Annotated in this window: 14 protein-coding genes; 10 read left to right on the top strand and 4 right to left on the bottom strand. The window is 56.3% G+C overall.

The window, feature by feature from the left end; all coding sequences use genetic code 11:
* Positions 1 to 2 precede the first annotated feature (2 nt).
* Together mutM and Pla100_RS02745 are read left to right on the top strand one after the other, a co-directional pair.
* On the top strand, positions 3 to 842 hold the full coding sequence (mutM, locus tag Pla100_RS02750) for a bifunctional DNA-formamidopyrimidine glycosylase/DNA-(apurinic or apyrimidinic site) lyase (RefSeq protein ID WP_146576112.1): 840 nt from the start codon (positions 3 to 5) through the stop codon (positions 840 to 842).
* A 28-nt stretch (positions 843 to 870) separates the two neighbouring features.
* Complete coding sequence (locus Pla100_RS02745) at positions 871 to 4,458, top strand: response regulator (RefSeq protein WP_231602601.1); 3,588 nt, start codon at positions 871 to 873, stop codon at positions 4,456 to 4,458.
* A 340-nt stretch (positions 4,459 to 4,798) separates the two neighbouring features.
* On the opposite strand, the gene rimO is transcribed toward Pla100_RS02745, so the two are convergent.
* Entirely contained in the window at positions 4,799 to 6,232 is a 1,434-nt protein-coding gene (gene rimO, locus Pla100_RS02740) for a 30S ribosomal protein S12 methylthiotransferase RimO (protein ID WP_146576111.1), read from the bottom strand.
* A gap of 236 nt (positions 6,233 to 6,468) precedes the next feature.
* Between rimO and ypfJ the strand changes: the two genes are divergently transcribed.
* The 3 genes from ypfJ (at position 6,469) to Pla100_RS02725 (ending at position 9,629) form a co-directional block, all read left to right on the top strand.
* Positions 6,469 to 7,332 (top strand): KPN_02809 family neutral zinc metallopeptidase, encoded by an 864-nt coding sequence (ypfJ, locus tag Pla100_RS02735; protein ID WP_146576110.1) that lies wholly within the window; start codon positions 6,469 to 6,471, stop codon positions 7,330 to 7,332.
* 8 nt (positions 7,333 to 7,340) lie between these two features.
* Positions 7,341 to 8,552 carry a glutamate 5-kinase gene (proB, locus tag Pla100_RS02730; RefSeq protein ID WP_231602599.1) on the top strand — a complete coding sequence of 404 codons (1,212 nt, stop codon included), beginning with the start codon at positions 7,341 to 7,343 and terminating at the stop codon, positions 8,550 to 8,552.
* Between the two features lie 408 nt (positions 8,553 to 8,960).
* Positions 8,961 to 9,629 carry an MOSC domain-containing protein gene (locus tag Pla100_RS02725; RefSeq protein WP_146576109.1) on the top strand — a complete coding sequence of 223 codons (669 nt, stop codon included), beginning with the start codon at positions 8,961 to 8,963 and terminating at the stop codon, positions 9,627 to 9,629.
* Between the two features lie 103 nt (positions 9,630 to 9,732).
* On the opposite strand, the gene Pla100_RS02720 is transcribed toward Pla100_RS02725, so the two are convergent.
* Positions 9,733 to 10,626 (bottom strand): LysR family transcriptional regulator, encoded by an 894-nt coding sequence (locus Pla100_RS02720; RefSeq protein WP_146576108.1) that lies wholly within the window; start codon positions 10,624 to 10,626, stop codon positions 9,733 to 9,735.
* Positions 10,627 to 10,967: 341 nt separating this feature from the next.
* On the opposite strand from Pla100_RS02720, the gene katG reads away from it, so the two are divergent.
* The 3 genes from katG to Pla100_RS02705 all read left to right on the top strand — a co-directional run bounded on the left by katG (position 10,968) and on the right by Pla100_RS02705 (position 16,216).
* A complete protein-coding gene (gene katG / locus Pla100_RS02715) occupies positions 10,968 to 13,277 on the top strand; it encodes a catalase/peroxidase HPI (RefSeq protein WP_390620545.1) in 2,310 nt (769 codons plus the stop codon).
* 367 nt (positions 13,278 to 13,644) lie between these two features.
* Positions 13,645 to 14,718 (top strand): hypothetical protein, encoded by a 1,074-nt coding sequence (locus Pla100_RS02710; RefSeq protein ID WP_390620544.1) that lies wholly within the window; start codon positions 13,645 to 13,647, stop codon positions 14,716 to 14,718.
* Between the two features lie 139 nt (positions 14,719 to 14,857).
* On the top strand, positions 14,858 to 16,216 hold the full coding sequence (locus tag Pla100_RS02705) for a polysaccharide biosynthesis/export family protein (protein WP_146576107.1): 1,359 nt from the start codon (positions 14,858 to 14,860) through the stop codon (positions 16,214 to 16,216).
* Between the two features lie 94 nt (positions 16,217 to 16,310).
* Here the strand turns inward: Pla100_RS02705 and Pla100_RS02700 are convergent, their stop codons facing one another.
* A complete protein-coding gene (locus Pla100_RS02700; RefSeq protein WP_146576106.1) occupies positions 16,311 to 16,568 on the bottom strand; it encodes a hypothetical protein in 258 nt (85 codons plus the stop codon).
* A 316-nt stretch (positions 16,569 to 16,884) separates the two neighbouring features.
* Between Pla100_RS02700 and Pla100_RS02695 the strand changes: the two genes are divergently transcribed.
* Together Pla100_RS02695 and Pla100_RS02690 are read left to right on the top strand one after the other, a co-directional pair.
* On the top strand, positions 16,885 to 17,280 hold the full coding sequence (locus tag Pla100_RS02695) for a hypothetical protein (protein ID WP_231602597.1): 396 nt from the start codon (positions 16,885 to 16,887) through the stop codon (positions 17,278 to 17,280).
* On the top strand, positions 17,277 to 18,038 hold the full coding sequence (locus Pla100_RS02690) for an RluA family pseudouridine synthase (RefSeq protein WP_197167656.1): 762 nt from the start codon (positions 17,277 to 17,279) through the stop codon (positions 18,036 to 18,038). Before Pla100_RS02695 ends, Pla100_RS02690 begins: the two co-directional genes overlap by 4 nt.
* Here Pla100_RS02690 and Pla100_RS02685 read toward each other — a convergent pair.
* Positions 18,035 to 21,595, bottom strand: a complete 3,561-nt coding sequence (locus tag Pla100_RS02685; RefSeq protein WP_197167655.1) for a mechanosensitive ion channel domain-containing protein — start codon at positions 21,593 to 21,595, stop codon at positions 18,035 to 18,037. The genes Pla100_RS02690 and Pla100_RS02685 overlap by 4 nt on opposite strands.
* Positions 21,596 to 21,714 lie beyond the last annotated feature (119 nt).

Below are 21,714 nucleotides of genomic sequence, written 5' to 3'. Positions count from 1 at the left end.
TCATGCCTGAGCTTCCCGAAGTGGAAACGATGTGTCGTGGGATCGCATCGATCGTAGGAATGCAGATCGATGGGATCGATCAACCACCCTGCGATTGTCGACCCTGCGTGATTGAACCGGACATTGCCACGCTCGATCAACGCCTTCGCGGCCAAACAGTCGCGGCGATCGAACGCCGAGGCAAACGCGTGATGTTGCGTTTGCAGAATGAAACGCGATTGGTGATCGAACCGCGGATGAGTGGTTTGGTACTGCTCGCGGATCCTCCTTCGGTCGAGCATCTGCGATTGCGGGTCCGATTGTCGTCTGATTCCCGACCGTCCACCGACCTGCTCGTTTGGGATCGCCGGGGGCTCGGAACGATTCGATTGCTAACTCCCCAACAGTACACGACACAGGTCGATCAACGCCTCGGCCCCGACGCCCTCGCGATCGAGGCCGACGACCTGAGGAGCCGTCTAAAGACGACCACCCGTCCGATCAAAGTCGCGTTGCTCGACCAAACCGTCGTCGCGGGAATTGGTAATTTGTACGCGGTCGAGATTCTGTTTGCCGCCGGGATTGATCCGCGAACTCGATGCGATCGCCTGAGCCGGCCGAAATGGCAACGAATTGGAGCGGCCATCACGGAAGTCTTGGATGAAGCGATCGCCAACGAGGGAAGCACTTTGAGCGACGGGACGTATCGCAACGCGCTGAACGATCCGGGAGGTTACCAGAATCTGCACCGAGTCTATGATCGAAAAGACGAACCATGTGTCAGGTGCCCTACCGGTCGAGTCCGCCGCATCGTCCAAGCCCAACGGTCGACGTTCTTTTGTGATGGATGCCAGAAACGATGAAACCCACCAACCAGCCTGAGTGATTCGAATGTTCGATCTGCGAGCCCATGCGATCCCCGGAATGCGACCGCCTCATTGGTGGTTTGCGGGAATCGCAGTATTGATGGTTGTTGACATGGCGGCGCCGCCGTGGTGGGGGCTTTGTGTTTTGCACTTGCTGGTACTGCCGATCGCTTGGCGATTCTTGCACCGCCGGTTCATCACCAAAGTGACCGCGTCGCAAGCCGCCGCCGTCGCGATCGCCGGGACTTGGCATGTCTTTTTCGGGTCACACGGAAACGGATGGCCGATGGGGCTTGATCGAATCGCCGATCGTAGTTTGTTTGGTCATTCGATCCGTGAGTTCGGCGAGTATGTCTCCACGATGGCCGCGAATTCGTCGGCCAACTTCTCGTTCGATTTCGTCCGCCTGTGGACGCTCTTGGCCATCTTGGCCGCCGGCTATTTTCATGTCTACCTTCGGCGGCGTTTGCGGCAGCGACTCGAGCACCAGCATTTCTTACAACAGAACGTTCGTCGGCGATCTCGCGAAATCGAACGCGTCAACCATGCTTTGCGAGATGAAGTGGCACGCCGACAAGCCACGCAGCACCGGCTTGACCAAAGTGAAACAACGTTCCAATCGATCATGGAACGGATGCACTTGCAGGTCGCTCGCAAGAACGCCGAAGGAGTGTTCACGTATGCCAATGAGCCTTTCTGTCGAGAACTCGGCCGGGCCGCGATTGACGTCATCGGCAGCACCGACGCGGATTTGTATAAGCCGGTCGTGGCGGCCCGATACCGCGCCGACGACATGAAGGTGATGACGACGGGCCAGAATATCGACAAAGTCGAGGAACACCCCGGAGTGGATGGGCAACCGGGTTTTGTTCAGGTTTTTAAAGCGCCCGAGTACGATCAACACGGGCGTTGTATCGGCGTCCAAGTGATCTTTTGGGATATCACCGAAAAACATCGTAGTGAAATCGCACTGCGTCACAGCGAAGCTCGTAAACGCGCCTTGTTCGATGCGGCGGGGGACGCGGTACTGTTAATCGACGAACTCGGAATCATCATGGAGGCCAACCCGTCGGCCACGGATATGCTGCACGCCGGCGGTGGCCGGCTGATCGGTCGTCCGCTCGAACACTTGATCATGCCGATCGACGACAATTCATCGATCCCCATCGATGGTGAACAGGACCATGCCGAACCATCTTTAATCGATCAACCGTTACCTGGGATTAGAGCGTTTCCCACGTGGTCGAGTTTGCCGCTTTCGCGACGGCATCATCTGCGACTGCGGCGCGGTGACGGTGTCGCCTTTGATAGCGAAGTATCGATGCACATCATTCCCTTGGGAAACCAAGCTTCCTCGACCGGCCAGTTGGTTTCGGCTTCGTCAAGCGGTCGTGAACGCGAAGGCCGTGCCGTGATCATTCGTGACGTGACCTTGCAACAACAAGCGTTCGAAGCGATGCGGGATGCCAAAGCCGCCGCCGAGCAAGCCAACCGAACCAAGACCCAGTTCATGGCGGGCATCTCACACGAACTGCGCACGCCCTTGGGAGGCATTCGCGGATTGACCGAACTGCTCGCGCAGCAAACGCTCCCGGCCCCTGCTAGGCGGTACGTGAATTTGATTAGTCAGAATACCGAACTGCTGCATGATGCGATCGAAGACATCTTGGACTTTTCCGCCATTGAGGCCGGGCGGGTCGCGATCGCACCAGCGACGATCGACTTGCATTCGATCGTCGGTGACGCGTTCGGATGTTTGGCAATTCGGGTGGCCGACAAGCCGGTACGGCTGAGCCTCTCGATCGACCCGGACGTCCCTCGTCATGTGGTCGCCGACGCCAAACGAATTCGCCAGATCATCGTCAACTTGGTCGGCAACGCCATCAAGTTCACCGCCGCAGGCCAAGTCAGCTTGCGATTGATTTCCGCCGAGTCTCATCCTGATGTCAATGACGCACAAACGGACCAACCGGATAAGAGGAAACGACGCGGGTCGTCCGGTGAACCGGCCGAGATCCGCAAGTGGTTCCGATTGATTGTCGAAGACACCGGCATCGGCATCGCGCCGGAGAACCAAGCGCGCATCTTTGACGCGTTCGAACAAGCCGACTTGGGAACGAACAAGCAATTCGGCGGGACCGGATTGGGACTCGCTATCGCCCGCGGTCTGGCGCAACGAATGGGCGGTGGCATCTTGGTCGAAAGCGAGATCGGCCAAGGCAGCCGCTTTATCGTGGATCTGAATCTTCCTCTCGCCGACGGTGTCGATCCGAATGCCGACCTTCGCAACTCAATTACCGCAGCCCACCGTCTCGAAGCCGTGGTTCTTTCCGTTGACAATGAAACGATCGAGAAAGCGCTCGTCGAAACCATCAGTGACACCGGTTTCCGGGCGTTCAAACCGACATCCGTTTCAAGTCAACAAGGGAAGTCGCCGGTGCGTTGGATTCTAACCAGCGCGACCGCCGACACGGCGTTCCGAGTGCGAGCGAGGAAATCGGAGGACCACGTCTTGTGGCTAACTCGCGCGGGTGAACCGGCCCCTCGACGTGCCAAGAAAGAAGACGCCGTGATGATCGAACCGGTCCATCCGGATGAACTCCGACGTTGGCTCGCCGGTATGCCGCTGAAACAATCCGGTCGGGGACTCAAGGCATCGCAGCGACGAGAATCTCGACGAAGTCCGAAAGTATCAACACGTGAAACGGCAAACGCGATCGCGACCTCAATGGGGCCACCGGAGGAGGCGACCGCCGCGATGTTCGCCGATGAACGCGATACCGCCAATGCTTCAGCGCGACCGAACGCAATTGAGGTGCTAGTGGTCGATGACAGCCCGACGAATCGCTTGGTGATACATGACCAACTCCTCGCCGCCGGGCACGTCGTTCAAACGGCCCACGATGGGCCGGATGCACTGAGGGTTTATCAACGGCACTTGGAAGGTGAGCTGCACTTCGATTGTGTCTTGATGGATCTGCAAATGCCCAAGATGGACGGCACGGAGGTAACGGCCGAGATCATTCGGCAATCAAAGCAGGCCGGGCAAGTCGCGCCGCCGATCATCGCGTTGACCGCTCACGTCACCGACCAACATCGTCAAATGTGCCGCGACGCCGGAATGGTTGGCTACATCACCAAGCCGATCCATTTGGAACCACTGCTTGATGAAATGCGCCGGGTCATTGATGCCTCGTCGCCCGTGGTCGGTACCCAAGCGGGTGATGAATCGGTGTCGCCGGTAACCGGCGATGACGCTTGGAAATCAAGATTAGCGAAACACTGTGGCAACGATGAATCCACGATGCGTTCGGTTTGCCAAGCGATCACAATCGAGATCCCGGAGCTAATCGGCCGCCTCGACACAGCCGGCCGCTCGGGCAATCAACGTGCCTTCACCACCGCCGCTCATACCTTGAAATCCTGTTTGCGTTATGTGGCCGAAACCGACGATACCCAATTGGCCAGCGAAGTCGAAAAGAACAGCAACGATCCCGAGTGGATCAACCGCTTGAAAGATGGGCTGGTCAAACGATCCGATGCACCGGAAGTCAGACAATTGCAACAATTGCAGGAACGAGCGAAACAATGGGTGAGTCGGATCAGTTCGTGATCCATTGATATCGGGAGGCGGGAGCCTTCTTGATAGGCCACAAGTCCTCATGTGTTGCTCCCCTGCCAGCTCGTCTGGCAGGAAGCCGAGGTTGGCTAGCTAGACACAATCCGCAGTTATCCCAACCTTCCGAGTTCAACTTGTGCTCGCCGCCTCAAGCGGCGAGCACAAGTTGAACTCGGAAGGTTGGGGAGGGCGTCGGTGCCTAGCTTGCCAACCTTATTCACCCACGAGACAAGCTCGTGGGGGTCAGAAAGATGAGTAGGATAACGAGCGCAGGAGCCTGCGAACGAGTGAAGATAACCGCATCAACAAGACACCGAGCAAGCGGTTTTCGTGCCTAGATGGCTGCAGCCGCTAGGTCATAGCCTTGCGACGCGACGATCTCGCAAGCTCGGATTTGGCCGATCTCGACGGGAGATTCCTCGTCGGTTTGCGAAACGTAAATCAAACCGTCGACGTCCGGAGCTTCGCTTTTGGTCCGTCCGATGAATACACCCTGTTGGCCCGGCAACGCGGCGTCGATGAGGACGTCTTCGACGCCACCAACTCGGCTGTTATTCCAATCGAATGCGATGCTCTGTTGCAACGCCATCAACTCATCGCGACGACGAATTGCCACTTCCGGATCGACCCGATCGGGGAGGCGTGCGGCCGGAGTGTCTTCTTCGATCGAGTACGTGAACACGCCCAAGTTTTCAAATTGCGATTCGTCAACGAAATCGAGCAGCTCTTTGAAATCATCTTCGGTCTCGCCGGGAAAACCCGTGATCATCGTCGTTCGCATGACGAGGTTTTCGATCCGATCACGAAGTTTGTGGACAATCTCGGTTTGCAGTTTGCGAGTCGTCTTGCGGGCCATCCGCTTGAGCATCGAATCGCTGGCGTGTTGCAGCGGCATGTCGATGTAAGGAACAATCCGCTGCGCCCCCGCGATCGTATCGATCAACGCGTCGTCGATGTACATCGGATAAAAGTACATCAATCGAATCCAATCAACCGATTCGATTCGATCGAGTTCGGTCAACAGTTCCTTCAAGCGTGGCTCGCCGTATCGGTCCATTCCGTAGTAGGTGGTGTCTTGAGCAACGACCACGATTTCGCGAACACCGCTATCGCCCAACCGTTTGGCTTCGTCGATGACCTGTTCGATCGGCTTGCTGAAGTGCTTTCCTCGCATTTTGGGGATCGCGCAAAACGTGCACAGTCGGTCGCAACCTTCGCTGATTTTCAAGTAAGCAAAGTGTCGCGGAGTGACGGCCGATCGCATCGCGTCGGACAACGGATTGACGGCGGCGGGTTTGAATACCGTCCGTTGTTCTTCCAAACCGGAGTACAAATCATCGACAACCGAAACGATGTCGTTGCGTCCGAATACGCCGACCAATGCATCGATTTCTGGACGGTCTGCGAGCAGTTTGCCCTGCTGACGTTCGGCTAAACATCCCGTCACAACGACATTGCGAAGTTTGCCCTCGCGTTTGAGAGCCAACATTTCGTCGATCGCCGCCATCGATTCCTCGCGAGCCGAATCGATGAACGCACATGTATTGACGACCACAAAATCGGCCCCTTCGACCGAATCGACCATCCGGTAACCGTCCGCGTCCAGACGACCGAGCATTTGTTCGGTGTCGACGAGATTCTTGGGACATCCCAAGGAGACGACGGCGTATTGGCCCCGTGGACGGCTGGTTTGGACGTCGGTTGCCGCCTCGATTTGAGGTGGGACGGCGATGTTCAGTTCAGGCTTTTGGTAGATCGGAAGCTGCATCAAACCACTAAAAAGGGCTGTTGGGAGGAGGCTCGATTGGCCATTCGGACGTTTCAGTCCGTGCATTAAAGCAGAATCCGGCCGGTTGACAATTTGAAATTCGGATTTGGTCGCCTGGGCGTTCGGCGCGACTCCTTCCCGTTGTCACACCAGTTTGCCACAATCGTGACTCGCCAAGGTGGCGATCAAATGCACGATTATTCGGAAATCATCCAAGACACCGATGGAGCGCAGTGATGCGTTGGCGAGGTAGAAGACAAAGCGAAAACGTGGAAGACCGGCGGACCATGGGGCGTCCCGTTGCCGCCGTCGGAGGCGGTTTGGGCGTGTTAGTGATTGCGGTCATCATTGCGTTGCTTGGTGGTAATCCCCAGCAATTTTTGCAGCAGGCTCAACAGGCACAGCAAAATCAGCCTGCCGCCGTCCAAGGGCCGGGTGGCGAACTGACGGCGGCCGAACAAGAAGCGGGCGAGTTCGTCAGCACCATCTTTGCCGATACCGAAGACGTCTGGACAAGGTTATTCGCCGCCAATGAGCTGACGTACCAAAAACCGGTCCTGGTCCTGTTCAAAGACGAAGTCGACAGCGGTTGCGGGAGGGCCAGCAGCGGGACGGGGCCGTTCTATTGCCCGGCCGACCAGAAGGTTTATTTGGACACGGCGTTCTTCGGGCAACTGGCCCGGCAACTCAATGCCCCCGGTGACTTCGCTCAATCGTACGTAGTCGCTCACGAGGTCGGCCATCACGTTCAGAAACTGCTCGGCTATACCGATCAGGTTGACGCGATTCGACAGAAAGTTCCCGAGGTTGAATACAACAAGTATTCGGTCAGGTTGGAACTTCAAGCCGACTTCTTTGCCGGAGTGATGTTGCATCATGCCAACCAGATGTACGACTTCCTTGAACCGGGCGACGTTGAAGAAGCCTTGAATGCGGCCCAGGCCATCGGCGATGATACGCTGCAACGGCGCAGCAAAGGCTACGTTCAACCGGAAACGTTCAATCATGGCACGAGCGAACAACGCGTGCGATGGTTCTCCAAAGGCTTCAATACCGGTGACCTGACCCAAGGCGACACTTTCGGCGCCAAACAACTGTAATTTTTATTGTGATAGACCCCACTTCTTCCGCCGATTCTGTGGCCGCTTCCGACGCGATCGATTCCAGCGACGGACTTGCCGCGATCCGAAAACAGATCATCGAACAAACGCGTTGCGTCGTTGTCAAAGTCGGCACGCGTGTTCTAACGACCGATGATGGAAAACTCGATCTGAACCGTGTCGATATCTTGGCGGCCCAATTGGCACGGATCGCCGACACCGGCCGGCATGTGATCATGGTCAGCAGTGGTGCCGTCGGCGCGGGCGTTGCGAAATTGAAACTACCCGCGCGGCCGATCGGCATTGCCAAACTGCAAGCTGTCGCGGCGATCGGACAAGCGGATTTGATTCGGGCTTATGAAGACTCATTACTTCGCCACGGTTATCACGCCGCTCAGGTGTTGTTGACCAAGAGCGACCTGCGACGTCGATCGGGATACCTTCACGTCCGCAATGCGCTCATGGGTGTTCACGAATATGGTGCGATCGCCGTTGTCAACGAAAACGATTCCGTTGCCGTGGCCGAGCTGAAAACCACGTTCGGCGATAACGATCGATTGGCCGCTCACGTCGCCGGATTGTTCAACGATGCCTTGTTGATTTTATTAACCGACGTTCATGGGCTCTACGACGGTCACCCCGACGACGACGGCAGCCAACGGATCGAGATGGTTCGCGATCTTGACGGCACCGTGATGTCGATGGCCAAAGACACGCTCTCTGCAGTCAGCAAAGGCGGCATGGAAGGCAAGCTGCGAGCTTCCCGGTTGGCAAATTCGCACGGCCATCCCACGATCATCGGTCCTGGTCGCCAAGACGACGTGCTCGATCGGATCTTTGCGTCCGAGTCGGTGGGCACGTTGTTCATTCCGCCGAAACGAACGTTAAAAGGTCGTCGTCGATGGATCGCTAGCGCCGCCAACGTGCAGGGCGTCTTACACTTGGACGCCGGAGCCGTCGAAGCGATCCGCGATAAGGGACGCAGCCTCTTGGCCGTGGGGATCGTTCGCGTCGACGGCACGTTCTCGCACGGCGACGTGGTGAGTCTGCTAACGCCCGAAGGCGAAGAGATAGCCCGCGGTTTGTCCAATTATCGAAGCAGCGAATTGTCACTCATCGCTCGGCGTTCGAATCTGGAAATCGAAGCCATTCTGGGACACCGCCCGTACGAAAACGTCATCCATCGAAACAACCTGGTCATTCGGATGATCGAAAACTGAGCACCCGATAAACGTTTTTGGAAAACGCACGTAGCAGCGTCTCTCCGAGACGTTGAATATTACGAGTCTCAGAGACTCGCCTACACCAGTTATCGCCGCATTCGGTGTTTTTTCAGGCGATTGATACAAGCCCGACGCGCGAGCGAGGGGATCCACTCCAAACTTCGCAATACCAGCGACTCCACTCGCTTGCCGGCGTGATGATTTAATCGTTTAACGGCAAGCCGAAGGCGCAAGAGATGCCATCAGTCGACGCCTACGGCTTGCCGTTAAACGAAAAGAGGTCTTGATATCACTAAATCAACAGCCCGTTGCGCGTCGGGCTTCTATGTTTGCGGCGTAGCCGCATTAAGTGTTGTGTGCTTCCGAACTCCTGGCGAATTTCGCTACCCTGACTGAAAGAACGCCATGCCCTCGTCGCCTCATGTGGTCTCGATCCAAGTCGGCCGGCCTCGTCAATTTGATTCCACTGAGGATGCCGATGTCGGCACCGGGAAACCTTGGGAATCCGCGATCATCAAGCGACCGGTAAGCGGCCCGGTGTCGGTTTTTACGGAAAACATCGACGGCGATCACCAAGCCGACTTGGTGCATCACGGCGGACCCGACAAAGCGGTCTGCGCGTACGCTTCGGAGCGTTTCGGATTCTGGTCGCAAACGTATCCCGAGATCGATTGGCGGCCCGGATGTTTCGGTGAAAACTTGACGCTCTCCGGGCTGGTGGAACCGGATGTTTGCATCGGAGATACGTTCAAGGTTGGTGATTGTGTACTACAAATCTCACAACCGCGGCAACCTTGTTGGAAGTTATCGCGTCGCTGGTATCTTCCCAAACTTGCTGTGCTTGTTCAACAAACCAGGTTCACCGGTTGGTATTTTCGAGTGCTGCAATCTGGAATCATTGAAGCTGGTAACGTGATGCGGTTGACCGACCGTCAATACCCGCAATGGTCGATCACGGCGGCCAACGATGTCATGTTTGCCAAACCGCGTGATCCCGCCCGCGACCGAGCATTGGCCGACTGCCCGGCATTGTCGCAATCGTGGCGAGAATCGCTCACCCAACGTGCCAGCTAGAAAACGCTGACGGGATTCCGTCAGCGTGTTAACTACCAGTCGCAATCCCGATGATTTGGATGCGTTTTGTGAAAAACTCGTTCAGTTGATGAGTCGGACGGAATCACAAGCGGTCTGAGAAGCGATGCGAGTATTCTGACAGTGAATCTCGGAAGCTTTTTAGTAACTGCGAATCAAACCGATACGGATTCCAAACCGCCGCAATGGTTCTCGTCATTCGTGTACCCTCGATCGATCGATACACGCGGCTTCTGGTTCGATCGAGGTTCATCGCCATGGCGGGGATCATCGAGATCCCATGACCGAGCGAAACGAGTTCTTGCACCATCGCCAATTGACTTGCACGCTCGATCGCGACCGGTTGAACTGACTTTTGTCGACAAAGCGAGACGATATTGTCCGACAAGCAGTGAGCTTCGTTGAGCAAAATGAACGCGTAGCGATCGATATCGCCGATGCGAATGCGTTTCTTCTTTGCCAACGGATGATCGCTCGGCATCACTAAGCTGAGTTCTTCGTCAAAGAGTGGTTTGATCTCGACGTAGCGGGCCGACACAGGCAACGCGACGATCGCAACATCCAGTTCCCCTTGCTTGCACAACCGCATGATCTCGTCGGTCGTGTCTTCCTGAACCAAAATCTGCGCCTTCGGGTGGGACTTGGAAAAATCTCTCAACAATCCGGGTAAGAAGTATGGAGCGATGGTGGGAATCGCCGCCACGCGTATCCGGCCGCTTTGGCCGTCGTCGCAAATTTCTGCTTTGCAATCCTCGAGACTCAACAGGATCTGTTGGGCTCTTTTTAGAAAAAGTTGCCCCGCGTCGGTGAGGTCGACCGAGCGAGGCTTACGGTCGAACAGAGGCTGGCCGATTTCTTCCTCGAGCCGCTGGATCGAACGGCTTAGGGCGGGTTGCGAGACATTCAAACGCTCTGCGGCCCGTGTGAAATTGCGTGTTTCGGCGACGCATTGGAAGTGGGAAAGCTGGTCGGTGTCCATGTTCTAACCTCTTAAAGCGGCTATGCCGCAAGCATACAAGCCCGACGCGCAACGGCGTGTTGATTTAATCGTAACCCGAAGCGTGAGCGAGGGATAAAGCGCCATTCAATCCTCGATATGTCTCCCTCGCTCACGCTTCGGGTTACGATGACAACAAACGCGGCGATCAGTCATCGAACGCGAGCCAAGGCGGGAATTCGCCATGCGTTTTTTGCATGGCCGATATCCTGACGTTGCATTTTACGCAGGGTTCTCAGTGGCGTAAAGTATCTTGGAACACGCGAGACGGTCATGTTGACCGGCCGCAACGACTTCCATCATCCCCAAAGTGTAAAGAATCCATGAAACGCAAACTCACTTCCGTGCTGATGAGCATGACGATGCTGGGCGCGGTATCGGCGGCGGAGACGTCCGGTTCGACCGCAACCACGACTGCAAAGGCCGGTGCCCCGGCCGCCCAGTGTCCTGTCATGGGGCAGGTTCCACCGGCGGGCGAGCGACACACGTCGGCCGGCAGCTTCAACAACGGCGATTGGTGGCCGGATCAACTCAATCTTCAAATCCTGCACCAGAACTCATCCAAGAGCAATCCGATGGGCGAGGCGTTTGATTACGCCAAAGCGTTCAACGAGTTGGATCTTAAGGCGGTCAAAGCGGACATCGATGAACTGTTGACAACATCTCAGGACTGGTGGCCGGCCGACTACGGCAACTACGGTCCGTTCTTCATTCGCATGGCTTGGCATAGTGCAGGCACGTACCGAGTTGCCGACGGACGTGGCGGAGCTGGTTATGGAACCCAGCGATTCGCTCCTTTGAATAGCTGGCCCGACAACGCCAACCTCGACAAGGCCAGACGACTGTTATGGCCGATCAAACAGAAGTACGGCCGCAACATTTCTTGGGCCGACCTGATGGTATTGACCGGGAACGTAGCGCTCGAAAACATGGGCTTCAAGACGATGGGTTTCGCCGGCGGACGTGCCGACGTTTGGGAACCGCAACTGGACGTCAATTGGGGGCCGGAAACCAAATGGCTCGCCGACGAACGTTACAGCGGTGATCGTGAACTCGACAATCCGCTCGCGGCCGTTCAGATGGGATTGATTTACGTCAATCCGGAAGGCCCGAACGGCAAGCCTGATCCGCTGGCGGCTGCCAAAGATATTCGCGACACGTTCGGGCGGATGGCGATGAACGACGAAGAAACAGTTGCCTTGATCGCCGGCGGCCACACGTTCGGCAAAGCACACGGTGCGGGCGACCCGAGCAAATTCGTTGGTCCTGCGCCGGAAGGGGCAAGCCTTGAAGAGCAGGGGCTCGGTTGGACCAACACGATGGGAACCGGAAACGCCGGTGACACGATCACCAGTGGACTCGAAGGCGCGTGGACGTCGACCCCCGCGCAATTTTCGCATGGCTATTTCGAGAACCTATTTCAATACGAGTGGGTGCTCACCAAAAGTCCAGCCGGTGCCCATCAATGGACGCCGAAGGAAGAATCGGCTCGAGGAACGGTTCCCGACGCTCACGATGCGAGTCAATCGCACGCACCGATGATGTTCACGACGGATATCGCGTTGATCACTGACCCGGCTTACAAGAAGATTTCGGAACGGTTTCACAACCACCCCGAAGAGTTCGAAGCCGCATTCGCGAAGGCGTGGTACAAGTTGACTCATCGCGATATGGGTCCATACTCGCGTTGCCTCGGACCGGAGGTTGCGGAGCCTCAGTTGTGGCAAGACCTCGTACCGGCGGTCGATCATCCGCTGATCGGTGCCGACGACATCGAGCAACTCAAAGGGATGCTATTGGATTCCGAGCTATCGGTGTCGCAATTGGTTAAGACCGCCTGGGCTTCGGCGTCAACGTTTCGAGGCAGCGACAAACGCGGTGGCGCCAACGGTGCCCGGATTCGTCTGGCTCCGCAAAAGGATTGGGCGGTCAACAATCCGGCTGAATTGGCCGTTGTCCTCGGACGATTCGAAAAGATTCAACAGACCTTTAACCAGTCGCAAACCGACGGGACTCGGGTTTCGTTGGCTGATTTGATTGTCTTGGGTGGCAACGCCGCCATCGAGCAAGCCGCCAAAGACGCCGGATTTGACGTTGAGGTTTCGTTCGCACCGGGACGCACCGACGCGACCGACGAGCAAACCGACGTCGAGGCGTTTGAAGTTTTGGAACCCAAAGCGGACGGCTTTCGCAACTTCTTCGGGCACTCGAAAATGGACCGACCGGCGCCGGAGCTATTGATCGATCGTGCCAATCTGTTGACGCTTACCGCGCCTGAGATGACCGTCTTGATCGGAGGGTTACGGGTTCTTGATGCGAATGCGGACAACATGAAACTCGGCGTTCTGACGGATGAACCGGGCACACTCACCAACGATTTCTTTGTCAATCTTTTGGACATGAGTACGAAGTGGAAAAAGTCGGCGGTATGCGACCATTTCTTCGAGGGAAGTGATCGCAGCACGGGAGAAGTCAAATGGCGTGCTTCGTCGGTGGACCTAGTATTCGGCTCGAATTCACAACTACGAGCGATCGCGGAGGTCTATGCGTCGGACGATGCGAAGGAAAAGTTTGTGGTTGATTTCGTTGCCGCATGGAACAAGGTCATGAACGCGGATCGTTTTGACCTGTAGGTCGCAATCGCTGCTTCACCAACACGCCGAGAGTTCACCCAGTAGCCTCGCCGAGAAGGATCAGCCCTTTTCGGCGAGGCTAAATCGTTAAGGTCACCGCGACCGGTACGCTCGGCATGATCCCCACGTCCGTCAAGACTGATTCGACGCTTGCGATCCGGATTTCAGAAACATTTGGCTAAACCGATCGCATGGAACGGGCGATAAGTAGCTCTGGGAAGTGATCCGAAGCGTAATAACCGCTCCAACAGTCATGACCTGAATTCTGAACGCCGTTGTAGCCTATGGGGGGCGAGATGGTGGCAGGAAACCTTTCACGCGATTGACGTGTGAAGTGAACGATCCGCCGCGAGGGGAGCCGGCCATAATGACCGTGTTGAACAAATACATTTTCGGGTTTCACGAGAAGCCCGCCGCTGATTGCCTTTCAGACCATGGAACTCGGTGCCGCAAACGGATACGTCTGCAGCGGATTCTGCTCGGGTTGTCACTTGGTTTGGTAGCCACCGGGATGACCGGTTGCACCATGTTGGGTGGACTCCAGTCCAAGGTATCCAATAGTGATTGCCTAGACGAATTTATGGTCAGCCACCGCAACAAAGTGATGGCCGCTCGAGCATGGATGAAGGTCCGGCATTGTTACCGGAACCATTGCTATCCCAAAGACTTGCAAGCCGGTTTTATCGCGGGCTACTTGGAAGTCGCGACAGGAGGGTCGGGTTGCACACCGACGGTCGTCTCGCCTCAGTATTGGGGCTGGCGGCACCAGTGCGGCAACGGCCAAGCCGCGATCAATGCTTGGTTCGAAGGCTTTCCCTTGGGAGCCAAAGCCGCCGAACAAGACGGCATCGGTGCTTATAATCAAATCCGTTTGAACACGGTGCAGTACACGATGCCGTCCATGACCGGAACGGCCATGCCGACGCCAGCAGTCGAACCGTGTGAAATCGACATGATGACTGTGCCGATGGCGGTACCAATGACCGCGCCGATCCATGCAACCGGCCTGCCGCCGGGAGTGGTCTTGGGCGAAGGAGAAACACTTGTTCCTGGAAAGGTCTTCATGCAGGACGTCAGTGAAGCGGAAGCCGACCTGCAGTCCTCGAGTGACCAGCCTGATGCCGACATTGATGGCGTCCCCGGCGCAACTCCTCCGGCAATGCCGAAGGATGTATCGCCTCAAAACCTCAAACCGAACACGAACGCCGAACCGATCAAAGAGGACCCGTTTGCCAACGACCTGAGCCGTTATCAGCCTCAAAATAGAGACATCAATCAGCTGGTTTCGAAGTCTGGTCAGGAAAGCAACGAACTATCCCAGGTTGAACTGACTCCGGTATTGCCGAGCAATTCATTTGCTCTGCCAGATGAAGTCGCGGAACCGTCCCAAGCCGAGATCGACTCCGTTATCGAAGAGATCTTCGGTAAGTCAAAACCGTGATCGATCGTGTCGGATGACCAAGCGAACTGCTTGAAGCGACCACTGTTTGAACCATTCCTTACGGCCCGTTACCCGAGCCACACACCAAACCATCATCACGGGCGAACAGTCACCCGATCGTTTTCTGGAGAGTTCAAGGATGAACACCAATTTGCTAGCCAACCGTTGGGGGCGTCGACTCCGAGACGCGATCGGTGGCACCCTGCTTGTGGCAGTTGCGACTTCGCTGACGGGTTGCTCCAGCCTGACCCAACCGATTAACGGCATTCCGGCCAATCGATTGTCGCCCGATTTTTTCCCGCCGCCCAAGAACGATCTCGTTCCGGTCGACATCGCTCTGTTGTCGCTCGAACCGCCACGAGACTATCAACTTGGCCCGGACGATATCCTCGGTATCTACATCGAGGGCGTGTTGCCCTTCAACCCGCCAAACGAACCGCCTCAACCGCCACCGGTGAACTTTCCGGAAGAGAACAGCACGTTACCACCGTCGATCGGCTATCCGATCGCGGTGCAAAACGACGGCACGCTGTCCTTGCCGCTGATCGCTCCTTTGAAGGTTGCCGGTCTGACGCTTGAGCAAGTGCGAAACAAAATTCGCGAAGCGTACATTGAAGAGGACATTCTTCGTGAAGAGAAGGCTCGCCCGATCGTAACACTGATTAAAGAGCGAACCTACGACGTGATCGTCGTGCGAGAGGATACTGCCGCCTTAGCGGGCAGCGCCAACTTGGCAAATTCGGGCGGCGTGATCCGCGGATCGGACCGTTCTGCCTCGGGTGGATTGGTAAAGCTACCTGCATACAAGAATGACGTGCTTCACGCCTTGGTGGAAACTGGCGGCTTGCCGGGATTGAACGCCAAGAACGAAGTTTACGTTCTTCGTGCTAGCGAAGCTGATAAACGTAAGCGAGCCGATTTCCTTCGCGACTTCTATGCCAGCCAGCGTGCGGCTGCCGCGGATCCATGCTATTGCCCACCACCACTTCCCGAGGATCCATCGATTTTGCGGATTCCTTTGCGAGTTCGCCCAGGGGTGATTCCGAACATTGCCGAAGCCGATATCACCCTGCAAGATGGCGACATCGTCTACATCGAGAACCGTGAAACGGAAGTGTTCTACACCGGCGGATTGTTGCCAGGCGGAGAGTTTTTGCTTCCTCGTGACTACGACTTGGACGTCCTCGGTGCGATGGCTCTCGCCGGGCAAGGTATCGGTGGAACGATCCGACAAGGAGGCGGGGGCGGCTTCGGCGGAGCTTCGGCGGTGGGTGGCGTCCCGCCGGGGATGCTTTACATCCTTCGTAAAACTCCATGCAACGGACAGATCGCCATCGAAGTCGACCTAGCAAAAGCCATCAACGATCCGCGTAGCCGACCGTTGGTTCAACCAGGTGACACCTTGATCTTGCAATACAAGTGCGAGGAAGAAATCCTGAACTTCGGTCTCGGAACGTTCTTCACCTTCGGAATTCAAGAACTCTTGCGAAGTAACTAATCGCCGAGGGCATCATTGCCACTCAAAGATCTCGACACGAAGCCGCAGCATACACCATGCTGCGGCTTTTTTCGTTCGAGCGTCGCTTCAAGGCCTATTTGAATTCGTTCTCGAACTCGGCGAAATCGTCTGCGGGGGCTTCGGCGAACTCTGCCGGTTCCGATTCGGCGAACGACTCTGCCTCCATCTCCGGCTCGCCCATCGGTTCATCGCCGAACTCTTCTTCCGCGTCTATCTCGTCCTGTGCAGACGATGCCTTGCGTCCCGTGCCTCGATTGCCCATGACTGCAGTCACGATGGTCGCCAGGATCAGCACGGTGAGGAAAACGGCCCAGCAAATAAAATAAATCATCAGTGTTCGGGTGGGTATGCGATATGCAGGTTTATTCAGGTTGGCAACGTGCGGAACGTTTGGGACAAGACGGCGTCAGCGTCCAGGAACCAGTTTAACTCAAAATCATCGTGAGTCTCTGCTGAAATTGGCACCAAAATGACGGCCGCGATGTGAAGTCGCATCGACGATGGTGCGACGCCACCCTGACTGATACAATCGTTTTCCGTAATTCGGTCGTCGGTCGGATAAGGGGTCCAGCGGCCCGGATTGCGTTGTTGATACCAAGGAGGACGTTTCCATTTTTTCGAAAATTCACTATCAGCCGGGCAACTGGGTGATCTATCGCAAACAAAAAAGCAGCGAAATCCCAGGTCCAAGGGCCGAGAATGTCCGAGCCGCAAGCAAGGGAAATCTGTACCGGTACACGGTCGATAAGTTTTGGGTCGTCGAAAATGTCGACAAGGATGGCATGTTGCAACTTCGAACCCGCCGCGGAAAACGACACGTCGTGTCCCCCGATGATCCGCATCTTCGCAAGGCTAGAGTCTGGGAACGCTGGTTGTATCGCGATCGGTTCGAAGGAAATGACCTTGGCGACACTCGCAATCGTGAATCCTTAAAACCGGGTGCCGATGGCCCACACGGACATCGCCAACTTGAGCCAGAGCAAGATACGCCGGGAGCCGCGAACCCAAGCGAGGGGTCGACGGTCACGCCACCGCGTAGATGAATATTGATCGCATGAAGCTTGATGTGCTTTACGAAGACAACCATTTGCTCGTTGTCAACAAGCCGTCTGGGCTGTCTACGATGGGCGATGCCGGCCGTCCAACTCTACACGGCTTGGCTGCGGATTATCTCAAACGAAAATACAGTAAGCCTCACGGTGTGTACGTTGGAATCGTCAGTCGCCTGGATGCCATGACCTCCGGCGTGATCGTGCTAGCCCGGACGAGCAAAGCCGCCGCCCGACTGAATATACAGTTCGCCACGAAAGCGAAGATCGCTGGTGACCCACACGCGAACGTTTCACAGGCCACCACCGACACGTTGCGAAAGAGCTACCTGTGCATCGTCCGGCCGGAGCCGAACCTCATGGTCGGTCGCCCTTCGCTATCGGTCAGCGGTCATTTACAGGACTATCTTTATAAAGACGACGCCGCGCATCGAATGCGCGCCTGCGAACATCCCCGACCGGACGCCAAGGCAAGCGAACTGCAGTTCGAGATCATCGAACATCGCGGGGAAGACCTTCTGATGACGGTCGTCCCACTGACCGGTCGTAAGCACCAAATCCGGGTCCAGTTCGCCTCGAGGGGGTATCCCATACTCGGCGATCGCAAATACGGCAGTTCCGCGACATGGGCCGAAGGCATCGCACTGCATAGCCATCGGTTAACGATTCAGCACCCGACTCGCCACGAGTCGATGACGTTCACGTGTCCGCCCCCTGATAGTTGGAATGTGTGCTTCGAGAACACACCCTAAGCTGCTTCCCGTCGCTCTTGCACGTCATCTTCGACTGCCGCTTGGACGATCGCTTTGGCCTCTTTGCCCACCGTACGGATATGTAAATCACGTTGCGGGAATGCGATCTCTAAACCAGCTTCGCGGAACGACAAATCGATTGTGGTATGTAGCTCAGTAATGACTTGCAGCCGGTTCTCAAGCGAGGGAAGGAACGTTCGCAATCGCAAGTTCAATGCGTTGTCACCGAAGCCTTCGAATGACGCAATCGAGGCAGGATCCTTCAATACCAACGGATGATTGTTGGCAGCCTCCAGAAGCAATTCTCGAGCGAGTTGGGTGTCCGAACCGTACGCCAAACCGACGTCGATCACGATTCGATTGACTTGATCGGACAACGTCCAATTGAGCAGACGGCCGGTGATGAATTCTTTGTTCGGAACGACGTATTCTTTCCGGTCCCAGTTGGTGATGGAGGTGGCGCGGATGCGAATCCGGGAAACAACGCCGGTTACATCATCGACGGTTACGATATCGCCCACACGAATCGGCCGCTCTAGCAGAATGATCAAGCCGGCTACGAAGTTTGCAAACATTTCCTGAAGCCCGAACGCCAACCCAAACGTCAGCGCCGTCGCCAGCCACTGAATTTGCGACCATTGCAATCCGATGGTGGAACAGGCCGAGACCGTGCCGATCATCACGATCGCGTAGCTGACCAACGTCGTGATCGCGTAGCGAACCGATGTGTCGAGCGGCAGCTGCTGCAACACCGAAATTTCGAGCAACCCAGGCCCGTTGCGAAACAAGACAAACGTCACGACGACAATCAGTACCGCTAAGGCAAGGTCCGAAAGCGTGATCGATTCGTCCTGGATTTCGTCCCCAGTGCTGGACGTCGACGAACTCGTCGCCGGGTCAGCCGATTGCGACGACGGCATCGATACGAGCGGCACGGCCGGCGAACTGGTCGTGGTGGCGGCCGTGGAAGTCCCCCAAACCTTGTAATTACCGATCATGCTCAATGCAGGCAACACTTGGATCCAGATCATCCACATGCCGACAATTCCCAGGGCAAGTGTTCCGCTGCCGATCAACCGTCGTGATTGCAGGCTATGCGCCGAAATATCGGCTTGCTTGTCTTCGGTGACAATCCCGGCGACCATCGGCGAGTCATTGCCTGTTCCAACTAAATGTACGGCCGCATTCGGATGCGAGTTGGCGGACAGCGCTGCCGCCGATTGGGCTGCCACGGCGCGTTGCCGAGCCTGTTCCATGCTCAAATGTCGTCGCCTCAACATCAGCATGCGAAAAAGGAGGGCTCGAATGACGACCAAGCCGACCACAAAAACACAGGTCGCAAACAAATGCCAAAATAGTGTCTTGGCAGTGTAGAGATACCCAGCCACGGCGAGTGCCGCGAGCGTTCCAGGAACTACTGCGGCGGCAAACGCATAGCCATGTTTCAGCTTCTTCACCACCCGATAGTTCGTCGAATGAAAGTAATCTCGAAGCGGTCCGCCAACTCTTAGCAGGCGATAAAAGATGACGCTCGCGATCGACATTCCGATCACAAAGCCGATCCGCTGCGCGTCGTTGCGTTCGTGAATGCCATCGCTCGCCGCCATCGCTGACGTAACGAATGCGATCGGCAACGCCAAGTAAGCTCCCACTTGAAATTCGCTGCGAAACAGTTGAATCGCCTCTTGGGGCCAACCGAAGTGCGATTCGGCTAATCCTTGAGGTCGACAGGCGACGCGAATCCAATCGACCGAAGCCCACAAAAGTCCAAACGTCCACAGGCCGCGGCCGATCGCGCTTGTCAATTCGGTGTCGCTTTCGACCCGACCCAACCGCCATCCGAGCAGGATGCACAACAGCGGCAATGCGAGCGATACCACCGTCGTCAGGATCAGCACTCGTAGCGTGGGAATGATCGATCGACAGTTGACCTTCTTGGCAACGACCCCGAGCTCGTCCATCCGTGATCGAAACTTGCGGCGGTTGATCAACAACATTCCGCAGACCAAGACGATCAAACCGTAAGCGATCGGGTGAGATTTAGCATCCTTGACAAATGGCTCGATCGATTGTGTCCAAGGCTTCGCCTGCAACCACCACAAATGAGAGGCATCCACCAGGACGCCTTCGGTCAATGGACGGGCGCTGCGGATCCACAGTACGCGTTGGTTGATGTATCGACTGTATTCATTTTCTAATTCCACAACCTGGCGGTCGACCATGTCGAGTTCGATCAGCGTGTCAAAATATTTCCCGGTGTTGCGGACGAGTTCATCCAGCATTTCTCGTTTACGCTCCATCAGTTCGCGTGCCGCCGATTCGAGCAACACATCGTCGGTGGAGTCCTCTTGCGAGGCGGATTCGAGTGCGTCACCGATGGCTCGGTCCAGATCGCTTAGGTCTTCGTGTTGTTCCTCATACTCAAAGAGCTGAAACTGAGTTTCATTGATCCTGCCCTGCCGTTCGGCAACTGCCTTACGGCGTGTCTCCACGTCTGGCAACGTAGTTAATTGCTTTCGCAGGAGCGCACCGACCGAACTGGTCAATCCGACCGATTCGATTTTCCGCCGGGTTTGAGTGAACTCGCGAATCAGATCTTGATGAATGGTAGTCGATGCGGTTAGCTCGCCTTCGACTTTGGCGATCGCATCGGCGGTGGACTTGAGCTGTTCGGCGAGCATCTGGTTTTGCTCGGCGTAAATCTTCAACGCCGGATCGGCGGCCACCGCTTCTTGCCTCGCCACACGAACGGATTCGAGCGCCGCATGCTCACGAGCGGCGTTAATCTTTTCTTGCAAAAGTGCTGCCAATTTTTCAGCATGGGCCGAGTTGAGCGTTGCCAGCTCGATCTTGGATCGAACCAAATCAGCCGACTCCTCGGCATCGAACTTGGTCAGTTCCGCTTCGAGCGCCGGAATCTCCTTCTCTAACGTTAAACGCCGCGATGATAGTCGCGCCGCAAGAGACAGACTTGAGGGCGTCGGTTCAGCGGTTGCCAACGAACGAAGCTGAGATTCCGAGTCAGATATCTTTTTGCGGATTTCCTCCATCTTCTCGCGAATCTCCTTGCGTCGCGGGGCGCGAGATTGGAGTTCCGCATCGGCGTCGGCGCGGGCCTTTTTAAACGTGGATATCTGCAGGTCGACGCTCACGAGGAGCTGTTCGAGTTCCTGCAGTTTTTGGTTCGCATCGACGGCCGGCTTCTTGTCTTTAAGCGACTCGCGTTCTTTGCGTAGTTGGGTGGCCCGCTGCGCAACGGTTTCCGTTTCCGCGATCAACGCTTGGTGTCTTGCGTCGTTGGCGGCCGCAGACTTAACGTTGGCGATCGCAGCACGGTAGTTGTCGGCGACTTGAAGCTTGGCTTCAACCGGAAGATCGGTCTGCTCCACTTCGGCAAGCGATCTTTCGAGTGACTCGAGCGACAACGCTCCCGCAAACGCTTTGGATTCCGAAGGTGGGACGACCGGAGGTGTCGCGGGAACCTCCGACGACGAGACGATCGATCCGATCGTCGCCCAAAACAGAATCGCAAAACGTAAAAATCGGATCGTCCGCACTGTCGGCCTCCTGCCGGTCGTTGACTTACGAAAAGTGGTCTCTTGCACCGCCCACGTTACAGGCTCGCTAAGCGGGCGACAATCCAATTTCGACGTCGTCCTGCTCGATTCCGAATGTT

It is taken from the genome of Neorhodopirellula pilleata, assembly GCF_007859915.1.
Lineage (GTDB): Bacteria > Planctomycetota > Planctomycetia > Pirellulales > Pirellulaceae > Rhodopirellula > Rhodopirellula pilleata.
This window is presented reverse-complemented; position numbering and strand designations above follow the sequence as displayed.